This window comes from Streptomyces sp. NPDC056580 (assembly GCF_042793175.1).
Classification (GTDB): Bacteria; Actinomycetota; Actinomycetes; order Streptomycetales; family Streptomycetaceae; genus Streptomyces.
Window position 1 is genome coordinate 116,057 of the sequence record NZ_JBHTVE010000005.1, and the last position, 18,179, is coordinate 134,235.

Genomic DNA, 18,179 nt, shown 5'->3' on the forward strand with positions numbered 1-18,179 from the left:
GATGTGCCGGGTTGTGCCGACAGCGCCGCCAAGGTCGCACGGGGCCGGGAAGGAATTAGTACGACAAGCCGAAGAAATGATCGCTTCGCCCGTATAGGTGACCCTTTACCCCATTTGCCACTAAAAGCTATGCGTGACCTTTACTCTGGATTACGGTTCATTTACGAAGCGTTGAACTCTTCCCGCCACTGCACGCCGTGACCCCACGGCCGCGACCGAGCCCCCGCCATGACGGGGAACCACCCAGTACGCGACCGCGCCACCCGGAGGAGACGGGACCATGTCAGCCTGCGCCCCCGCACACACCCACCAATCCCACCCGCCGCACAGCCCGCCACGGACCCCGCGTCACCGCCTCGTTCGGGGCGCCGACCTGTCCGCGTCCATCGCGGTCTTCCTGATCGCACTGCCCCTGTCCCTCGGCATCGCCCTGGCGACCGGCGCCCCGCTCCAGGCCGGTCTGGTCGCCGCCGCGGTGGGCGGACTGGTCGCCGGCCGGCTCGGTGGCTGTCCCCTGCAGGTCAGCGGCCCCGCCGCCGGACTCACCGTGGTCACCGCCGACCTCATTCACCGCTACGGCTGGCGGACCACCTGCGCCATCACCGTCCTCGCCGGGCTCGCCCAACTGGGCCTGGGCTGCCTGCGCGTGGCCCGCGGCGCGCTCGCCGTCAGCCCCGCCGTGGTGCACGGCATGCTCGCCGGCATCGGCGTCACCATCGCCGTCGCCCAGTTGCACATCGTCCTCGGCGGCAGCCCGGACAGTTCCGTCCTCGCCAATCTGCGCGCCCTGCCCGCCCAGCTCGCGGACCTGGACCCGGCCGCCCTGTCGATGAGCGCGCTGACCCTGACCCTGCTGCTGGCCTGGCCACGCGTGCCCGGCCGGGCCGGCCGGCTGCTGCGCCGGCTCCCGGCCGCCCTGGTGGCCGTCACCGGGGCCACCGTCACCGCCGCGCTGACAGGGCTGACCCTGCCCCGCGTCGACCTTCCGTCCTGGAGCAGCCACGCGCTGGCCGGACTTCCCGAGGGCCCGGGGCTCGGGATCGCCGCCGCCGTGCTCACCACGACCCTGGTGTGCAGTGTGCAGTCACTGCTCGGCGCGGTCGCCGTGGACAAGCTGGTCGCCGCCCGGCCCGGCCCCCAGGCCGATGTCGGACGCTCGGACCTCGACCGCGAGCTGCTCGGCCAGGGCGCCGCCAACATCGTCTCCGGAGCGCTGGGCGGGCTGCCGGTGGCGGGGGTGGCCGTGCGCAGTACCGCGAACGTGAACTCGGGTGCGGTGAGCCGGAACTCCACGATGCTGCACGGCGTTTTCGTAGTAGTCGCCGCGCTGCTGATGGTCCCGCTCCTGGAGTGGATCCCGCTCGCCTCGCTCGCCGCCCTGGTGATGGCCGTCGGCATCCAGATGGTGTCCCTGCACCACATCCGCACGGTGACCCGCCACCGTGAAGTGCTGGTGTACGCCGCCACCACCCTCGGCGTGGTGATCTTCGGAGTTCTGGAGGGCGTCGTCCTCGGGATCGCCGTGGCGGTCGCCCTCGCCCTGCACCGCCTCGCCCACACCCGCATCTCGCACACGAAGAAGGAAGGAGTCCATCACGTACACGTACGCGGCCAGCTGACGTTCCTCGCCGTGCCCCGGCTCAGCAGAACCCTGCATCTCGTACCCCACGGCGCGCACGCCGTTGTGGAGTTGGACGGTTCGTTCATGGACCACGCGGCGTACGAGTCACTGCAGGACTGGCAGAACGCGCACACCGCGCGGGGCGGAACCGCGGAGCTGACCGGCCGGCGCGGAAGAGTCCGGCCGTCGGATCCGGGCCCGTCCGCGGAGTGCCGGTGCCGGCCCTGGACGCCCTGGCGCAACCACCAGGCCTGCTTCGCGCAGGCCCCCGTCACCCCCGTCACCCATGACCTCGCCCGGGGCATCAGCTCCTTCCAGCGGAACACCGCCCCACTGGTCCGCGAGGAGCTGGCGCGGCTCGCGCGGGAGGGGCAGCGGCCTTCGCAGCTCTTCCTCACCTGTGCCGACTCCCGGCTGGTCACCTCGATGATCACTTCCAGCGGTCCGGGTGACCTGTTCGTCGTCCGCAACATCGGCAACCTGGTGCCGCCGCCGGACGAGGAGCACGGCGACCACTCGGTGGCCGCCGCCGTCGAGTACGCGGTGGACGTGCTCGGGGTGCGGTCGATCACGGTGTGCGGGCACTCCGGGTGCGGGGCCATGCAGGCGCTGCTGGCCGCCGAGCCCGGGGGCGCGGAGACGCCGCTGAAGCGCTGGCTCGGGCACGGGCGGCCGAGCCTCGCCCGGATGGCCGGCGACCACCGCGTCCGGCCCCGGCTGGCCGGGCGTCCGCCCGCCGACGCGGTGGAGCGGCTCTGCCTGACCAACGTGGTCCAGCAGCTCGACCACCTGCGGGCGAACGAGACGGTCGCGCGCGCTCTGGCGGCCGGCGCGCTGGAACTGCACGGGATGTACTTCCACGTGGGCGAGGCGCAGGCCTATCTGCTCGACGCGGGCGGGGACGGCGGCGCGGTTTTCGAGTATGTGGCGGGAGCCGCGGGAAAGGAGGCGGAACAGGGGATGGGTACGGCCCCGGAGCTGCGGAGTCCGGTCTGAGCGCCGAGCCGGTCGACAGGTCTAAACCAATTTTGCCGTCGACCCTTGTCATCGGACCCCTGCGTCTGATGAGCTGTGGCCCGGGACACAACGGACACCCTGGGAAAGGGAGATGTCGTGAGCAACGAAAGCCTGGCCAACCTCTTGAGGGAGGAGCGACGCTTCGCGCCGCCCGCTGACCTGGCCGCAAACGCCAACGTCAGGGCCGAGGCGTACGAACAGGCCAAGGCTGACAGGCTCGGCTTCTGGGCCGAGCAGGCCCGCCGGCTGACCTGGGCCAAGGAACCGTCGGAGACGCTGGACTGGTCGAACCCGCCGTTCGCCAAGTGGTTCAAGGACGGCGAGCTGAACGTCGCGTACAACTGCGTGGACCGGCATGTCGAGGCAGGGCACGGGGACCGGGTCGCCATCCACTTCGAGGGGGAGCCCGGCGACAGCCGTTCGATCACCTACGCGGAGCTGAAGGACGAGGTCTCCAAGGCGGCCAACGCGCTGCTGGAGCTCGGGGTCCGCAAGGGCGACCGGGTCGCCATCTACATGCCGATGATCCCCGAGACCGCGATCGCGATGCTGGCCTCGGCCCGGATCGGCGCGGCGCATTCGGTGGTCTTCGGCGGCTTCTCGGCGGACGCGCTCGCCACCCGGATCCAGGACGCCGACGCCAAGGTCGTCATCACCTCCGACGGCGGCTACCGGCGCGGCAAGCCCTCCGCGCTCAAGCCGGCCGTGGACGAGGCGATCACCAAGGTCGACAACGTCGAGCACGTGCTCGTGGTGCGCCGCACCGGGCAGGACGTCGCCTGGGACGGCGAGCGGGACGTGTGGTGGCACGAGCTGGTGGAGCGGCAGTCCGCCGAGCACACCCCGGAGGCGTTCGACGCGGAGCACCCGCTGTTCATCCTCTACACCTCGGGCACCACGGGTAAGCCGAAGGGCATCCTGCACACCTCCGGCGGTTACCTGACCCAGACTGCGTACACGCACTGGGCGGTGTTCGACCTCAAGCCGGAGACGGACGTCTACTGGTGCACGGCGGACGTCGGCTGGGTCACCGGGCACTCGTACATCGTGTACGGGCCGCTGGCCAACGGCGCGACCCAGGTCATGTACGAGGGCACCCCGGACACCCCGCACCAGGGCCGCTTCTGGGAGATCGTGGAGAAGTACCGGGTCACGATCCTCTACACCGCGCCGACCGCGATCCGTACGTTCATGAAGTGGGGCGACGAGATCCCCGAGCGGTTCGACCTTTCGTCCCTGCGGGTCCTCGGCTCCGTGGGCGAGCCGATCAACCCCGAGGCGTGGATCTGGTACCGCAAGCACATCGGCGCCGACGCCACCCCGGTGGTGGACACCTGGTGGCAGACGGAGACCGGCGCGATGATGATCTCGCCGCTGCCCGGCGTCACCGCGGCGAAGCCCGGCTCGGCGCAGCGCCCGCTGCCCGGCATCAGCGCCACCGTCGTGGACGACGAGGCGAACGAGGTGCCCGACGGAGGCGGCGGTTACCTCGTGCTCACCGAGCCGTGGCCGTCGATGCTGCGCACCATCTGGGGCGACGACCAGCGGTACATCGACACTTACTGGTCGCGTTTTGAGGGCAAGTACTTCGCCGGTGACGGCGCCAAGAAGGACGACGACGGCGACATCTGGCTGCTGGGCCGGGTGGACGACGTGATGCTGGTGTCCGGCCACAACATCTCCACCACCGAGGTGGAGTCGGCGCTCGTCTCGCACCCGTCGATCGCCGAGGCGGCGGTCGTCGGAGCCGCCGACGAGACCACCGGCCAGGCCATCGTCGCCTTCGTCATCCTGCGTGGCTCGGCGTCCGAGGACGACAAGCTGATCGGCGCGCTGCGCGACCACGTCGGCGCCACCCTCGGCCCGATCGCCAAGCCGAAGCGGATCCTGCCGGTGGCGGAGCTGCCGAAGACGCGTTCCGGCAAGATCATGCGCCGCCTGCTGCGGGACGTCGCCGAGAACCGTCAGCTCGGGGATGTCACCACGCTGACCGACTCCGCGGTCATGGACCTCATCCAGACGAAGCTCCCGGCGACGCCGAGCGAGGACTAGACGGGCCGCGGGTCGGCGGCCACGCCGCCCGCCGACCCGCGGGAGCGGCGCAAAGGGGCACCCGGGTGGCAGGAGCACGCCGGGCGCCCCTTTTGCGTCTGATGTTCGGATCGCCGGATGCGTCCCGAGGGCACCTTGGGTAACCTGAACAGCGCTCGAAGCGAAGAGCCTCAAGGTGCGCCGGGAAGTCTGGTCGGCATGTGCTCGGCCCTGCCCACCACACCCGGAGGTCTCCACCGTGCCCGCCCCCCGTGACACCGCGTCCCCCACCGCACGCACCGCCCGCAAGGTCCTGGAACGTCTGTCCCTGCCCGAGCGGAACGCCGTCGCGGACGCGCTGCGCACCGAGACCGTGGGCGGCATCCTCCTCCTCGCCGCCGCCGTCACCGCCCTGGTCTGGGCGAACATCCCGGCACTGCACAACGGCTACGAGACCGTGAGCGACTTCCACTTCGGTCCCGCCGCCCTCGGCCTGAACCTGTCCGTGGCGCACTGGGCCGCCGACGGACTGCTCGCCGTCTTCTTCTTCGTCGCCGGCATCGAGCTCAAACGGGAGCTGGTCGCCGGTGACCTCCGCGAGCCCAGGGCGGCGGTGCTGCCCGTGGCGGCCGCGCTGTGCGGAATGGCCGTACCCGCCCTCGTCTACACCCTGACCAATCTGGCCGGGCACGGCTCCACCGACGGCTGGGCGGTGCCCACCGCCACCGACATCGCCTTCGCCCTGGCCGTCCTCGCTGTCATCGGCACCGCGCTGCCCAGCGCCCTGCGCGCCTTCCTGCTGACCCTGGCCGTGGTCGACGACCTCTTCGCGATCCTGATCATCGCCGTCTTCTTCACCGACCGGATCGACCTCGCCGCCCTCGGCGGAGCCGTCGCCGGGCTGGTGGTCTTCTGGCTGCTGCTGCGCGCGGGGGTGCGCGGCTGGTACGTGTACGTGCCGCTGGCGGTCGTCGTCTGGGCGCTGATGTACAACAGCGGCGTGCACGCCACCATCGCCGGCGTGGCGATGGGCCTGATGCTGCGCTGCACCCGCCGCGAGGGCGAGGAACGCTCGCCGGGCGAGCGCATCGAGCATCTGGTGCGGCCGTTGTCGGCCGGGCTGGCGGTACCCCTGTTCGCGTTGTTCAGCGCCGGGGTGTCGGTGTCCGGCAGGGCGCTCGGGGACGTGTTCACCAGGCCCGAGACGCTCGGCGTGGTGCTCGGGCTGGTCGTGGGCAAGGCGCTCGGCATCTTCGGCGGCACCTGGCTGACCGTCCGCTTCACCCGGGCCTCGCTCAGCCAGGACCTCGCCTGGGCCGACGTCTTCGCGGTGTCCTCGCTCGCCGGAATCGGCTTCACCGTCTCGCTCCTCATCGGCGAGCTGGCCTTCGAGGGCGACACGGTGCTCACCGACGAGGTGAAGGCGGCCGTACTCACCGGATCGCTGATCGCGGCCGTGTGCGCCACGGTGCTGCTGAAGATACGCAACGCCAGATACCGCAGGCTCTGGGAGGACGAGGAGCGCGACGAGGACCAGGACGGCATCCCGGACGTCTACGAGCAGGACGACCCGGCCTACCACCTGCGGATGGCGGAGATCCTGGAGCGCAAGGCCGCCGATCACCGCCGCGTCGCCGCCCAGAAGGCCGCCGCGGCGCGCAACGGGCTTCGGGAAGTGCCGGGCGGGGCAGGCGATGAGGACGACCGTCCGGCATGATCTGACGAGACGGTACAAAACAAGACGGCACCCAAGACTCCACACGGCACGCAAGACTTCAAAGGGAGAACGCGATGAGCGCACCCGACGGCACCCCGGTCGGCGCCGAACGCAGCATCGGCCAGCTGTTCGCCTCGGCGACGACCGATCTGTCGGCGCTGGTGCACGACGAGATCGCGCTGGCCAAGGCCCAGCTGAAGCAGGACGTCAAGCGGGGGGCGACCAGCGGCGGCGCGTTCAGCGCCGCCGGCATGCTGCTCCTGTTCTCCCTGCCGATGCTCAACTTCGCGCTGGCGTACGGCATCCGGACCTGGAGCGGCTGGAACCTCGCGGTCTGCTTCCTGCTGTCCTTCGCGGCCAACGTGCTGGTCGCCGGCCTGCTCGCGCTCATCGGCGTGATGTTCGCCAAGAAGGCCAAGAAGAGCCAGGGTCCGCAGAAGGTCGCCGCGTCCGTGAAGGAGTCGGCGAGCGTGCTGCAGAACGCCAAGCCGCACCCGCGTCCCGAGCTGCCGCAGGACCGTGCCCCCCAGGCCATCGAAGCTGTGGCACGCTCGTCCTCATGACGGAACCCGCCGCGGCAGCGGCCGTACGGATCGGCCTTCCCTCCGGGGAGAAGGTGACACACCGGGACGTCGCGGCCAACGGCGCGCGCTTCCACATCGCCGAGCTCGGCGACGGCCCCCTGGTGCTGCTGCTGCACGGTTTCCCCCAGTTCTGGTGGACCTGGCGCCACCAGCTGACCGCACTCGCCGACGCGGGCTACCGGGCCGTGGCGATGGATCTGCGGGGCGTCGGCGGCAGCGACCGCACCCCGCGCGGCTACGACCCCGCCAACCTGGCCCTGGACGTCACCGGGGTGATCCGCTCCCTCGGCGAGCCTGACGCCGCGCTGGTCGGCCACGACCTGGGCGGTTACCTGGCGTGGACGGCGGCGGCGATGCGGCCCAAGCTGGTGCGGCGGCTCGCGGTCGTCTCGATGCCGCACCCCCGCCGCTGGCGGGCCGCGATGCTCCGGGACGCCCGGCAGACGGCGGCCGGCTCCTACATCTGGGGGTTCCAGCGGCCCTGGATCCCGGAGCGCCAACTGACCGCCGACGGCGGCGCGCTGGTGGGCCGGCTGATCCGTGAGTGGTCCGGGCCGCGGCTGCCGGAGGACGAGGCCGTGGAGACGTACCAGCGGGCCATGTGCATCCCGTCGACCGCGCACTGCTCGATCGAGCCGTACCGCTGGCTGGTGCGCTCGCTGCTCCGCCCGGATGGCATCCAGTTCAACCGCAGGATGAAGCGGCCGGTGCGCGTGCCGACGCTGCACCTGCACGGCTCGCTGGACCCGGTGGCCCGGACGCGCAGCGCGGCCGGCTCGGGCGAGTACGTCGAAGCCCCGTACCGCTGGCGCCTGTTCGACGGACTCGGCCACTTCCCGCACGAGGAGGACCCGGCGGCCTTCTCCGCGGAACTGGTCAACTGGCTGAAGGATCCCGAGCCGGACAGGTGAGGTAACGGGCGCGTGGGGTACGCGGTACTGAACACCTGTTCCTCGAACGGCCACATGCCTGCCGCATAGGCCAATTGGGGGGCTCGGGGGCGGTTATCGACCTTCGGGCGGGGCAGATGTGGGGGTATGGGCTGGACGCACGATTACAGTGACGCACCCCGCAACCGCCGCTCGGCCTCCGGGCTGAGCTCCCCGCAGCGAGGCACTCCGCAGCTCGCGGAGGCGGACCTCAGGGTGGGAATTCCGCGTATCCTGCGCCGCCGTGCGCGCTGGGTCTCGGTGCGCCTGCGTCACCCGCGCGGCTGATCCGCCGCCCGGCAGTCACCGCGGCCCGACCGCCCCGCCGGGATCACAGGGCGCAGCTGTCTGTCCCCACCTGCTGGTTCGCCGTGCGGCCGCGGGTGATGTCCTGCTGGATCTCGTCCGCCGTGAGGGCGTAGCCGGTGTCGGCGTCGTCCAGGGACTTGGCGAACACCACGCCATACACCTTGCCGTCGGGCGTGAGCAGCGGGCCGCCGGAGTTGCCCTGGCGGACGGTCGCGTACAGGGAGTAGACGTCGCGGCCGACCGTGCCGCGGTGGTAGATGTCCGGGCCGTTCGCGGTGATGCGCCCGCGCACCCGGGCGGCCCGCACGTCGTAGGAGCCGTTCTCCGGGAAGCCCGCGACGATCGCGCCGTCGCCGCCGGAGGCGTCCCGGGTGTCGAACTTCAGGGCGTTCGCCTTCAGGTCCGGCACGTCGAGCACCGCGATGTCGCGCTTCCAGTCGTACAGGACGACCTTGGCGTCGTACCTGCGGCCCACCCCGCCTATCTGCACGGTGGGCTCGTCGACGCCCCCGACCACGTGCGCGTTGGTCATGACACGCCGGTCGGCGAAGACGAAGCCGCTGCCCTCCAGGACCTTGCCGCAGCTCTGCGCGGTGCCGGTGACCTTGACGATGGACCGCTGGGCGCGGGTGGCGACCGGGCTCTTCGCCAGGGCCGGGTCGGGCGGCTCCACGTCCTTGATCTGCTCGTTGGAGAAGGGGCTGAAGACCTGCGGGAAGCCGTTCTGGGCGAGGACCGAGGTGAAGTCCTGGAACCAGGTGTCGGCCTGGGCCGGCAGCGCCTCGGAGACGCCGAGCAGCACCTTGGAGCTGCGGACCTCCTTGCCGAGCGTCGGCAGGGTGGTCTGGGCCAGGGCGGAGCCGATCAGCCAGGCGACGAGCAGCATGGCGACGACGTTGACGAGGGCGCCGCCGGTGGCGTCCAGGGCGCGGGCCGGGGACCATGTGATGTAGCGGCGCAGCTTGTTGCCGAGGTGGGTGGTCAGGGCCTGGCCGACGGAGGCGCAGACGATGACGACGACCACGGCGACGACGGCGGCGGTGGTGCTCACCTCGGCCTTGCCGGAGACGGCGTCCCAGATGACGGGCAGCGTGTACACGGCGACGAGACCGCCGCCGAGGAACCCGATCACCGACAGGATGCCGACGACGAAGCCCTGGCGGTAGCCCACGACCGCGAACCACACGGCCGCGGCCAGCAACAGGATGTCCAGCACGTTCACTGCTTCAGGCCTCGCCTACTCCACTCCGGTCCCAGCAGCCTCGGCCGGGGGTCCGAGGGCCCGCGGCGCAGCCGCCGCCACTGCCCTCGGGCGAACACAGCACGGGGTCACCCTGTCATGACCGCCAGTCGAGCGGGACCTGGTTGTCCCGGTCCCAGGGACGCTCCCAGCCCGCGTAGTGCAGCAGACGGTCGATCACGCCGGCGGTGAAGCCCCAGACGAGGGCCGATTCGACCAGGAATGCCGGGCCCCGGTGGCCGCTCGGGTGGACGGTGGTGGCCCGGTTGGCGGGGTCCGTGAGATCCGCCACGGGGACGGTGAAGACACGGGCCGTCTCGTTGGGGTCGACGACGCCGACCGGGCTCGGCTCGCGCCACCAGCCGAGCACGGGCGTGACGACGAATTCGCTGACCGGGATGTAGAGCGCGGGCAGCACGCCGAAGAGCTGCACGCCGGACGGGTCGAGGCCGGTCTCCTCCTCGGCCTCGCGCAGCGCCGCCCTGAGCGGCCCGTCGCCCTCCGGATCGCCGTCCTCCGGGTCGAGGGCACCGCCCGGGAAGGACGGCTGGCCGGCATGCGAGCGCAGCGAGACGGCCCGCTCCATGAGCAGCAGCTCGGGCCCGCGCGCGCCCTCGCCGAAGAGGATCAGCACGGCGGACTGCCGTCCCGAGCCGTTCTCCGGCGGCAGGAAGCGGCTGAGCTGGAGCGGCTTGACCGTCTCCGCCGCTCGCACCACCGGGTCCAGCCAGTCGGGCAGACCCTCCTTGCTCAGCGTCACCGGCCCCCTGTGCGTGTCCTGCGTCTCGTGCGTGTACGTCATCGCCACCCCCGTCCTGTCGTGTCCAACGCCCGAGGGCACCGAGATCGTTCCGTCATCCGGCCCCCAGCGGCGGCGCGGGCCTGCCGCCGGCGTCGAGGTAGGCCTGCGGTGGCTTCAGGCGCTGGCCCGGGAAGCCGCCCTTCTCGTACTTCAGAAGCTTTCGCGCCTTCTCCGGGTCGGTCTCGCCCTCGCCGTAGGCCGGGCAGAGCGGGGCGATGGGGCAGGCGCCGCAGGCGGGCTTGCGGGCGTGGCAGATGCGGCGGCCGTGCCAGATGACGTGGTGGGACAGGTCGGTCCAGTCGCTCTTGGGGAACAGCGCGCCCACGGCCGCCTCGATCTTGTCGGGGTCGGTCTCGTCGGTCCACTGCCAGCGCCGGACCAGCCGCTGGAAGTGCGTGTCCACGGTGATGCCGGGCCGTCCGAAGGCGTTGCCCAGCACGACGAAGGCGGTCTTGCGGCCGACGCCGGGCAGCTTGACCAGGTCCTCGAGACGTCCTGGCACCTCGCCGCCGAAGTCCTCGGCGAGGGCCTTGGAGAGCCCTATCACCGACCTGGTCTTGGCCCGGAAGAAGCCGCAGGGGCGCAGGATCTCCTCGACCTGCTCCGGGTCGGCCGCCGCGAGGTCCTCGGGGGTGGGGTACTTGGCGAACAGCGCCGGGGTGGTCTGGTTGACCCGCAGGTCGGTGGTCTGGGCCGACAGGACGGTGGCGACCAGCAGCTGGAAGGGGTTCTCGAAGTCCAGCTCCGGGTGGGCGTAGGGGTAGACCTCGGCGAGTTCGCGGTTGATGCGCCGGGCGCGGCGGACGAGCGCGGTGCGGGACTCCCCGGCCGGGGGCTTCGCGACGGCCTTCCCGGCGGGCGCGGCCTTTTTCACCGGCGCGGCCTTCACCGGCGCCGCGGCCTCGGTGGCCGCCACCGCCTTCCCGGCCGGTGTGGCCTTTTTAGCCGTTTTGCGGCTTTTACTACTACCGCCGGAGCTCTGTTCGCCCACAGCGGAATCACGACGTACAACCACCCGTGCAGCCCCCTTGCCCTGTGCTCTCACCGGCGTTTTGGACACCCGGCCAGCCTAAAGCCCGGCACCGACATCCGCCCCGGACCCGGGGGATCGGCCCCCGATTGGACCCCTGCCGCATACCCCGGGACATCTGTGCGGCATCCTTGTGACAGATCACACTGTTTGGACCGCCCGGCAAAATGGGGAACACGGTCCCCTGGTACACGGGGGATCATGAACCCCTGAGCAGGTCGACAAGGGAGAGAACTCGTGGACGACGTTCTGCGGCGCAACCCGCTTTTCGCGGCGCTCGACGACGAGCAGGCCGCGGAGCTCCGCGCCTCCATGAGTGAGGTGACCCTCGCGCGCGGTGACTCGCTGTTCCACGAGGGCGACCCCGGCGACCGGCTGTACGTCGTCACCGAGGGCAAGGTCAAGCTGCACCGCACCTCCCCCGACGGCCGGGAGAACATGCTGGCCGTCGTCGGCCCCAGCGAGCTGATCGGCGAGCTGTCGCTGTTCGACCCGGGCCCGCGCACCGCCACCGCGACCGCGCTGACCGAGGTCAAGCTGCTCGCCCTCGGCCACGGCGACCTCCAGCCCTGGCTGAACGTGCGCCCGGAGGTGGCCGGCGCCCTGCTGCGCGCCGTCGCCCGGCGCCTGCGCAAGACCAACGACGCCATGTCCGACCTGGTCTTCTCCGACGTACCCGGCCGTGTCGCGCGCGCCCTGCTGGACCTCTCCCGCCGCTTCGGCGTGCAGTCCGAGGAGGGCATCCACGTCGTCCACGACCTCACGCAGGAGGAGCTGGCCCAGCTCGTCGGCGCCTCGCGCGAGACCGTGAACAAGGCGCTCGCGGACTTCGCCCAGCGCGGTTGGCTCCGCCTGGAGGCGCGGGCCGTGATCCTGCTGGACGTGGAGCGCCTGGCCAAGCGGTCCCGCTGACCGCCCTGGCGGCCCGCCGCCGCGATCGGGCCCCGCAGCGGTAATTCGGCGGCACGAACGCCTCCCGCACGGCACAGTGGCCGCATGCCCGACAGCGAGCGCCGTCCCGGACTCGACGCTGAGGGATACCTCGTCCGCGAGGGCTCCCTCACCCGCGTGACGGACGAGTTCCGTCCCGTCGTGACCGCCGCGCGCGAACGGGTGCCGGAGCTCCTCGGGGCGCGGCTGCACAGCGCGTACCTCTACGGGTCGATCCCGCGCGGCACCGCGCGCGTGGGGCGCAGCGACTTCGATCTGCTGCTCGCGCTGCGCGAGGATCCGTCGGACGCCGACCGGGAAGCCGTCCGGGCCTTCGGCGAGACGTTCGACGAGGAGTTCCCGCAGATCGACGGCGTCGGCACGCTGCTCTACGGCCGGGCGCGGCTGCTGAGCGACCTGGAGCGGTACGACATGGGCTGGTTCGTCGCCTGCCTGTGCACCCCGCTGCTCGGGCCGGACCTGGCCGAGCACCTGCCCCGGTACCGCCCCGACTCCCTGCTGGCCCGGGAGACCAACGGCGACCTCGCCCGGCTGCTGCCGCGCTGGCGCGAGCGGATCCGGCGGACGGCCGGCACCGAGGAGGCCCTGCGGCCGCTCGTCCGCTTCATGTCCCGGCACCTCGTGCGCACCGGCTTCACCCTCGTCATGCCCCGCTGGCACGGCTGGACCAGCGACCTGCGCGAGATGGCCGGGGCGTTCGGCGCCCACCATCCCGGGCGGGCCGCGCAGATGCGCCGGGCGGCCGAGTACGGCTACGAGCCCGTCGGCGACCCGGAAGTGCTGCGGTCGTACGTGGACGATCTCGGGCCCTGGCTCGCCGCGGAGTACGCGCGCGTGCACGGCGTGAAGGCGCCCCGCCCCGAGGACCTCTGAACCGCCCCAGGCCCCCGGAGCCCGCCGCACGGGCCCGCTATATGAGCCCGTGCTCGCTCAGGTAGTCCATCTGGGCCCGCACCGACAGCTCCGCCGCCGGCCACAGGGAGCGGTCCACGTCGGCGTAGACGTGCGCGACGACCTGGGCTGCGGTGCGGTAGCCGTCCTCGACCGCCGTCTCGACCTGGGCGAGGCGGTGGGCGCGGTGGGCGAGGTAGAACTCGACGGCTCCCTGGGCGTCCTCCAGGACCGGCCCGTGGCCCGGCAGGACCGTGTGCACGCCGTCGTCCACGGTCAGGGAGCGCAGGCGGCGCAGGGAGTCCAGGTAGTCGCCGAGGCGGCCGTCCGGGTGGGCCACGACGGTCGTGCCGCGCCCGAGGACGGTGTCCCCGGTCAGCACCGCCCGGTCGGCCGGGAGGTGGAAGCACAGGGAGTCCGCGGTGTGCCCCGGGGTCGGTACGACCCTCAGCTCCAGGCCGCCGGCCGTGATCACGTCGCCGGCGGCCAGTCCCTCGTCTCCGAGCCGCAGCGCCGGATCGAGGGCACGCACGCGCGTGCGGGTCAGCTCGGCGAACCGGGCGGCGCCCTCGGCGTGGTCGGGGTGGCCGTGGGTGAGCAGGGTGAGGGCGATGCGCTTGCCGGCCTTCTCGGCCGTGTCGACGACGGCGCCCAGGTGGCCGTCGTCCAGGGGCCCGGGGTCGATCACCACGGCCAGGTCGGAGTCGGGCTCGGCGACGATCCAGGTGTTGGTGCCGTCCAGGGTCATCGCGGAGGCGTTGGGCGCGAGCACGTTGACGGCCCGTTCGGTCGCCGGGCCGGTGAGGACACCGCCCCGCGGCTGACCGGGCAGCGCTGCCGCGTCCGTCATGCCAGGCCTCCCGCGTTGCTCGGCGCCGTCGTCTCGCGTCCCGTCCCAGGTGCCCCGTCGACGGCGGCCCCAGTCGTGGGCACGTGCTTGGTGAACTCGTCGTGCCCGGGCCAGGACAGGACGATCTCGTCGTCCACCAGGCGGGCCCTGGCCAGCACCGGGGTCATGTCCCGCGCCGGCGCCGCCGCGAGTGCCCCGGCAGCCGTGTCGTACGGGAGGAGCTGGCGCAGTGTGGCGATGGTGGGCGGCATCATCAGCAGCTCACCCCTGTCGTACCCGGCCGCGGCCTCCCCGGGGCGGATCCACACGGTGCGGTCGGCCTCCGTGGAGGCGTTGCGGGTGCGCTGGCCCGCGGGCAGGGCTGCCACGAAGAACCAGGTGTCGTAGCGGCGGGACTCGAACTCCGGGGTGATCCAGCGGGTCCAGGCGCCCAGCAGGTCGGAGCGGAGCACCAGGCCGCGTCGGTCCAGGAACTCGGCGAACGACAGCTCGCGCGCGACCAGGGCGGCGCGGTCCGCCTCCCAGTCGTCCCCGGTGGTGTCCCCGACGACCGACCCGGCGTCGGGGCCGGCGAGCAGGACGCCCGCCTCCTCGTACGTCTCCCGCACGGCGGCGCACACGACGGCCTGGGCGCCGCTCTCGTCGACGCCCAGCCGCTCGGCCCACCACGCGCGCGCGGGACCCGCCCAGCGGACCAGGCGGTCGTCGTCACGCGGGTCGACACCGCCGCCGGGGTACGCGTACGCGCCTCCGGCGAAGGCCATGGAGGCGCGTCTGCGCAGCATGTGGACGGCCGGTCCGGCCGGAGTGTCCTTCAGGAGCAGCACCGTGGCCGCGCGCTTCGGGGGCACCGGAGCGAGGGTGCCGTCCGCGAGCGCGCGGATTCGGTCGGGCCACTCCGGGGGGTACCACTGACCGTTCGCCATGGCCGGAGGCTATCCCGTGTAGGGCGAATGTTCGAGAGGCGCCCGAGGCCGCAGGGGTTACTGGACGAGCTCCACCTGGACCTCGACCTCCACCGGGGCGTCCAGCGGCAGCACCGCGACGCCCACCGCGCTGCGGGCGTGCACGCCCTTGTCGCCGAGCACCTCGCCGAGCAGCTCGCTGGCGCCGTTGACGACACCGGGCTGGCCGGTGAAGTCGGCGGCCGAGGCGACGAAGCCCACGACCTTCACCACGCGCGCGATGCGGTCCAGGTCGCCGGTGACGGACTTCACGGCGGCCAGCGCGTTCAGCGCACAGGTACGCGCCAGCTCCTTGGCCTCGTCGGCCGTCACCTCGGCGCCCACCTTGCCGGTGACCGGCAGCTTGCCCTCCACCATCGGCAGCTGGCCGGAGGTGTAGACGTACACACCGGACTGCACGGCCGGCTGGTACGAGGCCAGCGGCGGTACGACCTCCGGCAGGGTCAGGCCCAGTTCGGCCAGCTTCTCCTCGACCGCGCTCACGCCTGCTTCTCCCGCTTCAGGTACGCCACGAGCTGCTCGGGGTTGTTGGGTCCGGGCACGACCTGGACGAGCTCCCAGCCGTCCTCGCCCCAGGTGTCCAGGATCTGCTTCGTGGCATGGACGAGCAGTGGCACGGTTGCGTATTCCCACTTGGTCATGGGCCGACTGTAGCCGCTGCGGCCGCCGGGACGGACGGCCGACCACGGACGTCGCCGACCAGGTCGGACACCCGATCGGCGGAGGGTGGCGGACGCCGGGCACGAGGGCGCGGCAGACGCGTCGTGGGGCCGAACGGGAGCCCCGTTGTCCACAGCCTGCCGCGTGGCCGTCGGCCGGACTGGTTAGGCTCGAATACGTGAGCAGGCTCCAGGTCGTCAGCGGCAAGGGCGGGACCGGAAAGACGACGGTCGCCGCCGCACTCGCGCTGGCCCTCGCCACCGAGGGGAAGCGGACGCTTCTCGTCGAGGTGGAGGGCCGGCAGGGCATCGCACAGCTCTTCGAGACAGATGCGCTGCCCTACGAGGAACGGAAGATCGCGGTCGCTCCCGGTGGCGGGGAGGTGTACGCCCTCGCCATCGACCCCGAACTGGCCCTTCTGGAGTATCTCCAGATGTTCTACAAGCTCGGCGGCGCGGGCCGGGCGCTGAAGAAGCTGGGCGCGATCGACTTCGCCACCACGGTCGCGCCGGGGCTCAGGGACGTCCTGCTGACCGGCAAGGCGTGCGAGGCGGTCCGCCGCAAGGACAGGGCCGGACAATTCACGTACGACCACGTCGTGATGGACGCGCCGCCCACCGGGCGCATCACCCGGTTCCTCAACGTCAACGACGAGGTCGCCGGGCTCGCGAAGATCGGCCCGATACACAATCAGGCACAGGCGGTGATGCGGGTGCTGAAGTCGCCGGAGACGGCGGTGCACCTGGTGACGCTGCTGGAGGAGATGCCCGTCCAGGAGACCGCCGACGGGATCGCCGAACTGCGCGCGGCCCGGCTCCCGGTGGGCCGGGTCATCGTGAACATGGTCCGGCCGCGGGTGTTGGACGCGGCGGACCTGGAACTCGTACGGACCGTGTCGCACTCCTCCGTCGCCCAGGCCCTGTCGGCCGCCGGGCTCGGCGGGGCGCGGCGCGGCGGGCACGCCGAGCGGCTGGTGGACCCGCTGCTGGGGCAGGCCGCGGAGTACGCCGAGCGGTACGCGCTGGAGCAGGAGCAGCGCGCGGTACTGGGCGAGCTGGAGCTGCCGCTGCACGAGCTGCCGCTGCTCGCCGAGGGCATGGACCTGGCGGGCCTGTACGAACTCGCCACCGAGCTGCGGAAGCAGGGGTTGTCATGAGTCCGGACCCGGCCGAGGCGCAGGACGCCGCCCGCCCCCACCTCTCCCCCGCGTGCGTGCTGGACGTCGATCCGCTGCTGGACGACCCGGACACCCGGATCGTGGTGTGCTGCGGCTCGGGCGGCGTAGGCAAGACGACGACGGCCGCTGCGCTGGGCCTGCGGGCGGCCGAGCGGGGCCGCAAGGTGGTCGTCCTCACCATCGACCCGGCCCGGCGGCTCGCCCAGTCGATGGGCATCGACTCCCTGGACAACGTGCCCCGGCGGGTCAAGGGCACCGAGGGCGACGGCGAGCTGCACGCGATGATGCTCGACATGAAGCGCACCTTCGACGAGGTCGTGGAGGCGCACGCGGACCGGGAGCGGGCGGCCGCGATCCTGGCGAACCCCTTCTACCAGTCGCTCTCGGCGGGCTTCGCGGGCACGCAGGAGTACATGGCGATGGAGAAGCTGGGGCAGCTGCGGGCGCGGGACGAGTGGGACCTGATCGTGGTCGACACCCCGCCCTCCCGCTCGGCGCTGGACTTCCTGGACGCGCCCAAGCGGCTCGGCTCCTTCCTGGACGGCCGGCTGATCCGCCTGCTGACCGCCCCGGCCAAACTGGGCGGCCGCGCGGGGATGGCCTTCCTCAACGTAGGCATGTCGATGATGACCGGCACCCTGGGCAAGCTGCTGGGCGGTCAGCTGCTGAAGGACGTGCAGACCTTCGTGGCCGCGATGGACACCACCTTCGGCGGCTTCCGCACCCGCGCGGACGCCACGTACAAGCTGCTCCAGGCGCCCGGTACGGCGTTCCTGGTGGTGGCGGCGCCGGAGCGGGACGCGCTGCGCGAGGCGGCGTACTTCGTGGAGCGGCTGGCCGCTGAGGACATGCCGCTGGTCGGACTGGTGCTCAACCGGGTGCACGGCAGCGGCGCCGGCCGGCTGTCGGCGGAGCGGGCCCTCGACGCCGCGGAAAATCTTGCGGACCTCCGCATTGTGGATCAGGGGGACGGGAAAGCTGGACTTCGTAACTCTCCCGACACGTACGGCAGTTCAGGAACTCCCGCTGCTCCGTCGACTCCGGACGAAGGCTCCCCCGCCGACACCGACGACGGCTCCCCCGCCGTGGACCCGGAGCGAACAGTGGACCAGCTCACAGCAGGCCTGCTGAGGCTGCACGCCGAGCGCATGCAGCTGCTCGCACGCGAGCAGCGCACGCGCGACCGCTTTCTGGCCCGCCACCCCGAGGTGGCGGTCGTCGAGGTGCCCGCGCTGCCCGGCGACGTGCACGACCTCACGGGCCTGCGCGACATCGGCGACCGCCTGGCGGCGGGGCGTACGGAGCTGTCCTAGCGCGAGGTGCGTAGACGTGTCTGCGCACCCGTGTCCGTACCCCGCGTGCGGGTGCGCGCTGCCGTGCGCGTGGCGCACCCGTGCAGGCGCGC

The 18,179-nt window shown here is 72.1% G+C and carries 17 protein-coding genes; 10 read left to right on the top strand and 7 right to left on the bottom strand.

The genetic code is table 11. The features are described from left to right. The first annotated feature begins 280 nt into the window (after nucleotides 1–280). The 6 genes from ACFQ9Z_RS11860 (at nucleotide 281) to ACFQ9Z_RS11885 (ending at nucleotide 8,187) form a co-directional block, all read left to right on the top strand. Complete coding sequence (locus ACFQ9Z_RS11860; protein ID WP_383014783.1) at nucleotides 281–2,617, top strand: SulP family inorganic anion transporter; 2,337 nt, start codon at nucleotides 281–283, stop codon at nucleotides 2,615–2,617. Nucleotides 2,618–2,734: 117 nt separating this feature from the next. Next, on the top strand, nucleotides 2,735–4,690 hold the full coding sequence (acs, locus tag ACFQ9Z_RS11865; protein ID WP_383014786.1) for an acetate--CoA ligase: 1,956 nt from the start codon (nucleotides 2,735–2,737) through the stop codon (nucleotides 4,688–4,690). Between the two features lie 238 nt (nucleotides 4,691–4,928). Beyond that, nucleotides 4,929–6,386, top strand: a complete 1,458-nt coding sequence (gene nhaA / locus ACFQ9Z_RS11870; protein WP_383014789.1) for a Na+/H+ antiporter NhaA — start codon at nucleotides 4,929–4,931, stop codon at nucleotides 6,384–6,386. A 74-nt stretch (nucleotides 6,387–6,460) separates the two neighbouring features. Continuing rightward, on the top strand, nucleotides 6,461–6,949 hold the full coding sequence (locus ACFQ9Z_RS11875; RefSeq protein ID WP_383014792.1) for a phage holin family protein: 489 nt from the start codon (nucleotides 6,461–6,463) through the stop codon (nucleotides 6,947–6,949). Further along, nucleotides 6,946–7,881: an alpha/beta fold hydrolase gene (locus ACFQ9Z_RS11880; RefSeq protein WP_383014795.1), complete on the top strand. Its 936-nt coding sequence runs from the start codon at nucleotides 6,946–6,948 to the stop codon at nucleotides 7,879–7,881. The genes ACFQ9Z_RS11875 and ACFQ9Z_RS11880 overlap by 4 nt, the downstream gene beginning before the upstream one ends. 126 nt (nucleotides 7,882–8,007) lie before the next feature. Continuing rightward, on the top strand, nucleotides 8,008–8,187 hold the full coding sequence (locus ACFQ9Z_RS11885) for a hypothetical protein (protein ID WP_143629697.1): 180 nt from the start codon (nucleotides 8,008–8,010) through the stop codon (nucleotides 8,185–8,187). 43 nt (nucleotides 8,188–8,230) lie between these two features. On the opposite strand, the gene ACFQ9Z_RS11890 is transcribed toward ACFQ9Z_RS11885, so the two are convergent. From ACFQ9Z_RS11890 to nth, 3 genes are all read right to left on the bottom strand, one after another. Next, complete coding sequence (locus tag ACFQ9Z_RS11890; protein ID WP_383014799.1) at nucleotides 8,231–9,430, bottom strand: MarP family serine protease; 1,200 nt, start codon at nucleotides 9,428–9,430, stop codon at nucleotides 8,231–8,233. Between the two features lie 115 nt (nucleotides 9,431–9,545). Then, nucleotides 9,546–10,250 carry an NUDIX hydrolase gene (locus tag ACFQ9Z_RS11895; protein WP_383014802.1) on the bottom strand — a complete coding sequence of 235 codons (705 nt, stop codon included), beginning with the start codon at nucleotides 10,248–10,250 and terminating at the stop codon, nucleotides 9,546–9,548. A gap of 52 nt (nucleotides 10,251–10,302) precedes the next feature. Then, nucleotides 10,303–11,241 carry an endonuclease III gene (nth, locus tag ACFQ9Z_RS11900; RefSeq protein ID WP_383014805.1) on the bottom strand — a complete coding sequence of 313 codons (939 nt, stop codon included), beginning with the start codon at nucleotides 11,239–11,241 and terminating at the stop codon, nucleotides 10,303–10,305. 276 nt (nucleotides 11,242–11,517) lie between these two features. On the opposite strand from nth, the gene ACFQ9Z_RS11905 reads away from it, so the two are divergent. Beyond that, nucleotides 11,518–12,192 (top strand): Crp/Fnr family transcriptional regulator, encoded by a 675-nt coding sequence (locus ACFQ9Z_RS11905; RefSeq protein WP_143629705.1) that lies wholly within the window; start codon nucleotides 11,518–11,520, stop codon nucleotides 12,190–12,192. Nucleotides 12,193–12,276: 84 nt separating this feature from the next. Further along, complete coding sequence (locus ACFQ9Z_RS11910; protein ID WP_383014809.1) at nucleotides 12,277–13,104, top strand: nucleotidyltransferase; 828 nt, start codon at nucleotides 12,277–12,279, stop codon at nucleotides 13,102–13,104. 37 nt (nucleotides 13,105–13,141) lie between these two features. Here ACFQ9Z_RS11910 and ACFQ9Z_RS11915 read toward each other — a convergent pair whose 3' ends face one another. From ACFQ9Z_RS11915 to ACFQ9Z_RS11930, 4 genes are read right to left on the bottom strand one after another with little or no spacing between them, the layout of a single operon-like run. Next, nucleotides 13,142–13,972, bottom strand: coding sequence for an MBL fold metallo-hydrolase (locus ACFQ9Z_RS11915; protein WP_383014812.1), 831 nt, complete (start codon nucleotides 13,970–13,972; stop codon nucleotides 13,142–13,144). Next, nucleotides 13,969–14,898, bottom strand: a complete 930-nt coding sequence (locus ACFQ9Z_RS11920) for an NUDIX hydrolase (RefSeq protein ID WP_383014815.1) — start codon at nucleotides 14,896–14,898, stop codon at nucleotides 13,969–13,971. Before ACFQ9Z_RS11920 ends, ACFQ9Z_RS11915 begins: the two co-directional genes overlap by 4 nt. A 57-nt stretch (nucleotides 14,899–14,955) precedes the next feature. Then, on the bottom strand, nucleotides 14,956–15,420 hold the full coding sequence (locus ACFQ9Z_RS11925) for a RidA family protein (RefSeq protein WP_383014818.1): 465 nt from the start codon (nucleotides 15,418–15,420) through the stop codon (nucleotides 14,956–14,958). Further along, nucleotides 15,417–15,578, bottom strand: a complete 162-nt coding sequence (locus tag ACFQ9Z_RS11930) for a DUF4177 domain-containing protein (RefSeq protein ID WP_003975360.1) — start codon at nucleotides 15,576–15,578, stop codon at nucleotides 15,417–15,419. The genes ACFQ9Z_RS11925 and ACFQ9Z_RS11930 overlap by 4 nt, the downstream gene beginning before the upstream one ends. Nucleotides 15,579–15,775: 197 nt before the next feature. Here ACFQ9Z_RS11930 and ACFQ9Z_RS11935 point away from each other — a divergent pair, with 197 nt between their 5' ends. Next, complete coding sequence (locus ACFQ9Z_RS11935) at nucleotides 15,776–16,753, top strand: ArsA family ATPase (RefSeq protein ID WP_383014821.1); 978 nt, start codon at nucleotides 15,776–15,778, stop codon at nucleotides 16,751–16,753. Continuing rightward, complete coding sequence (locus ACFQ9Z_RS11940; RefSeq protein WP_383014824.1) at nucleotides 16,750–18,087, top strand: ArsA family ATPase; 1,338 nt, start codon at nucleotides 16,750–16,752, stop codon at nucleotides 18,085–18,087. The genes ACFQ9Z_RS11935 and ACFQ9Z_RS11940 overlap by 4 nt, the downstream gene beginning before the upstream one ends. Nucleotides 18,088–18,179: the final 92 nt, after the last annotated feature.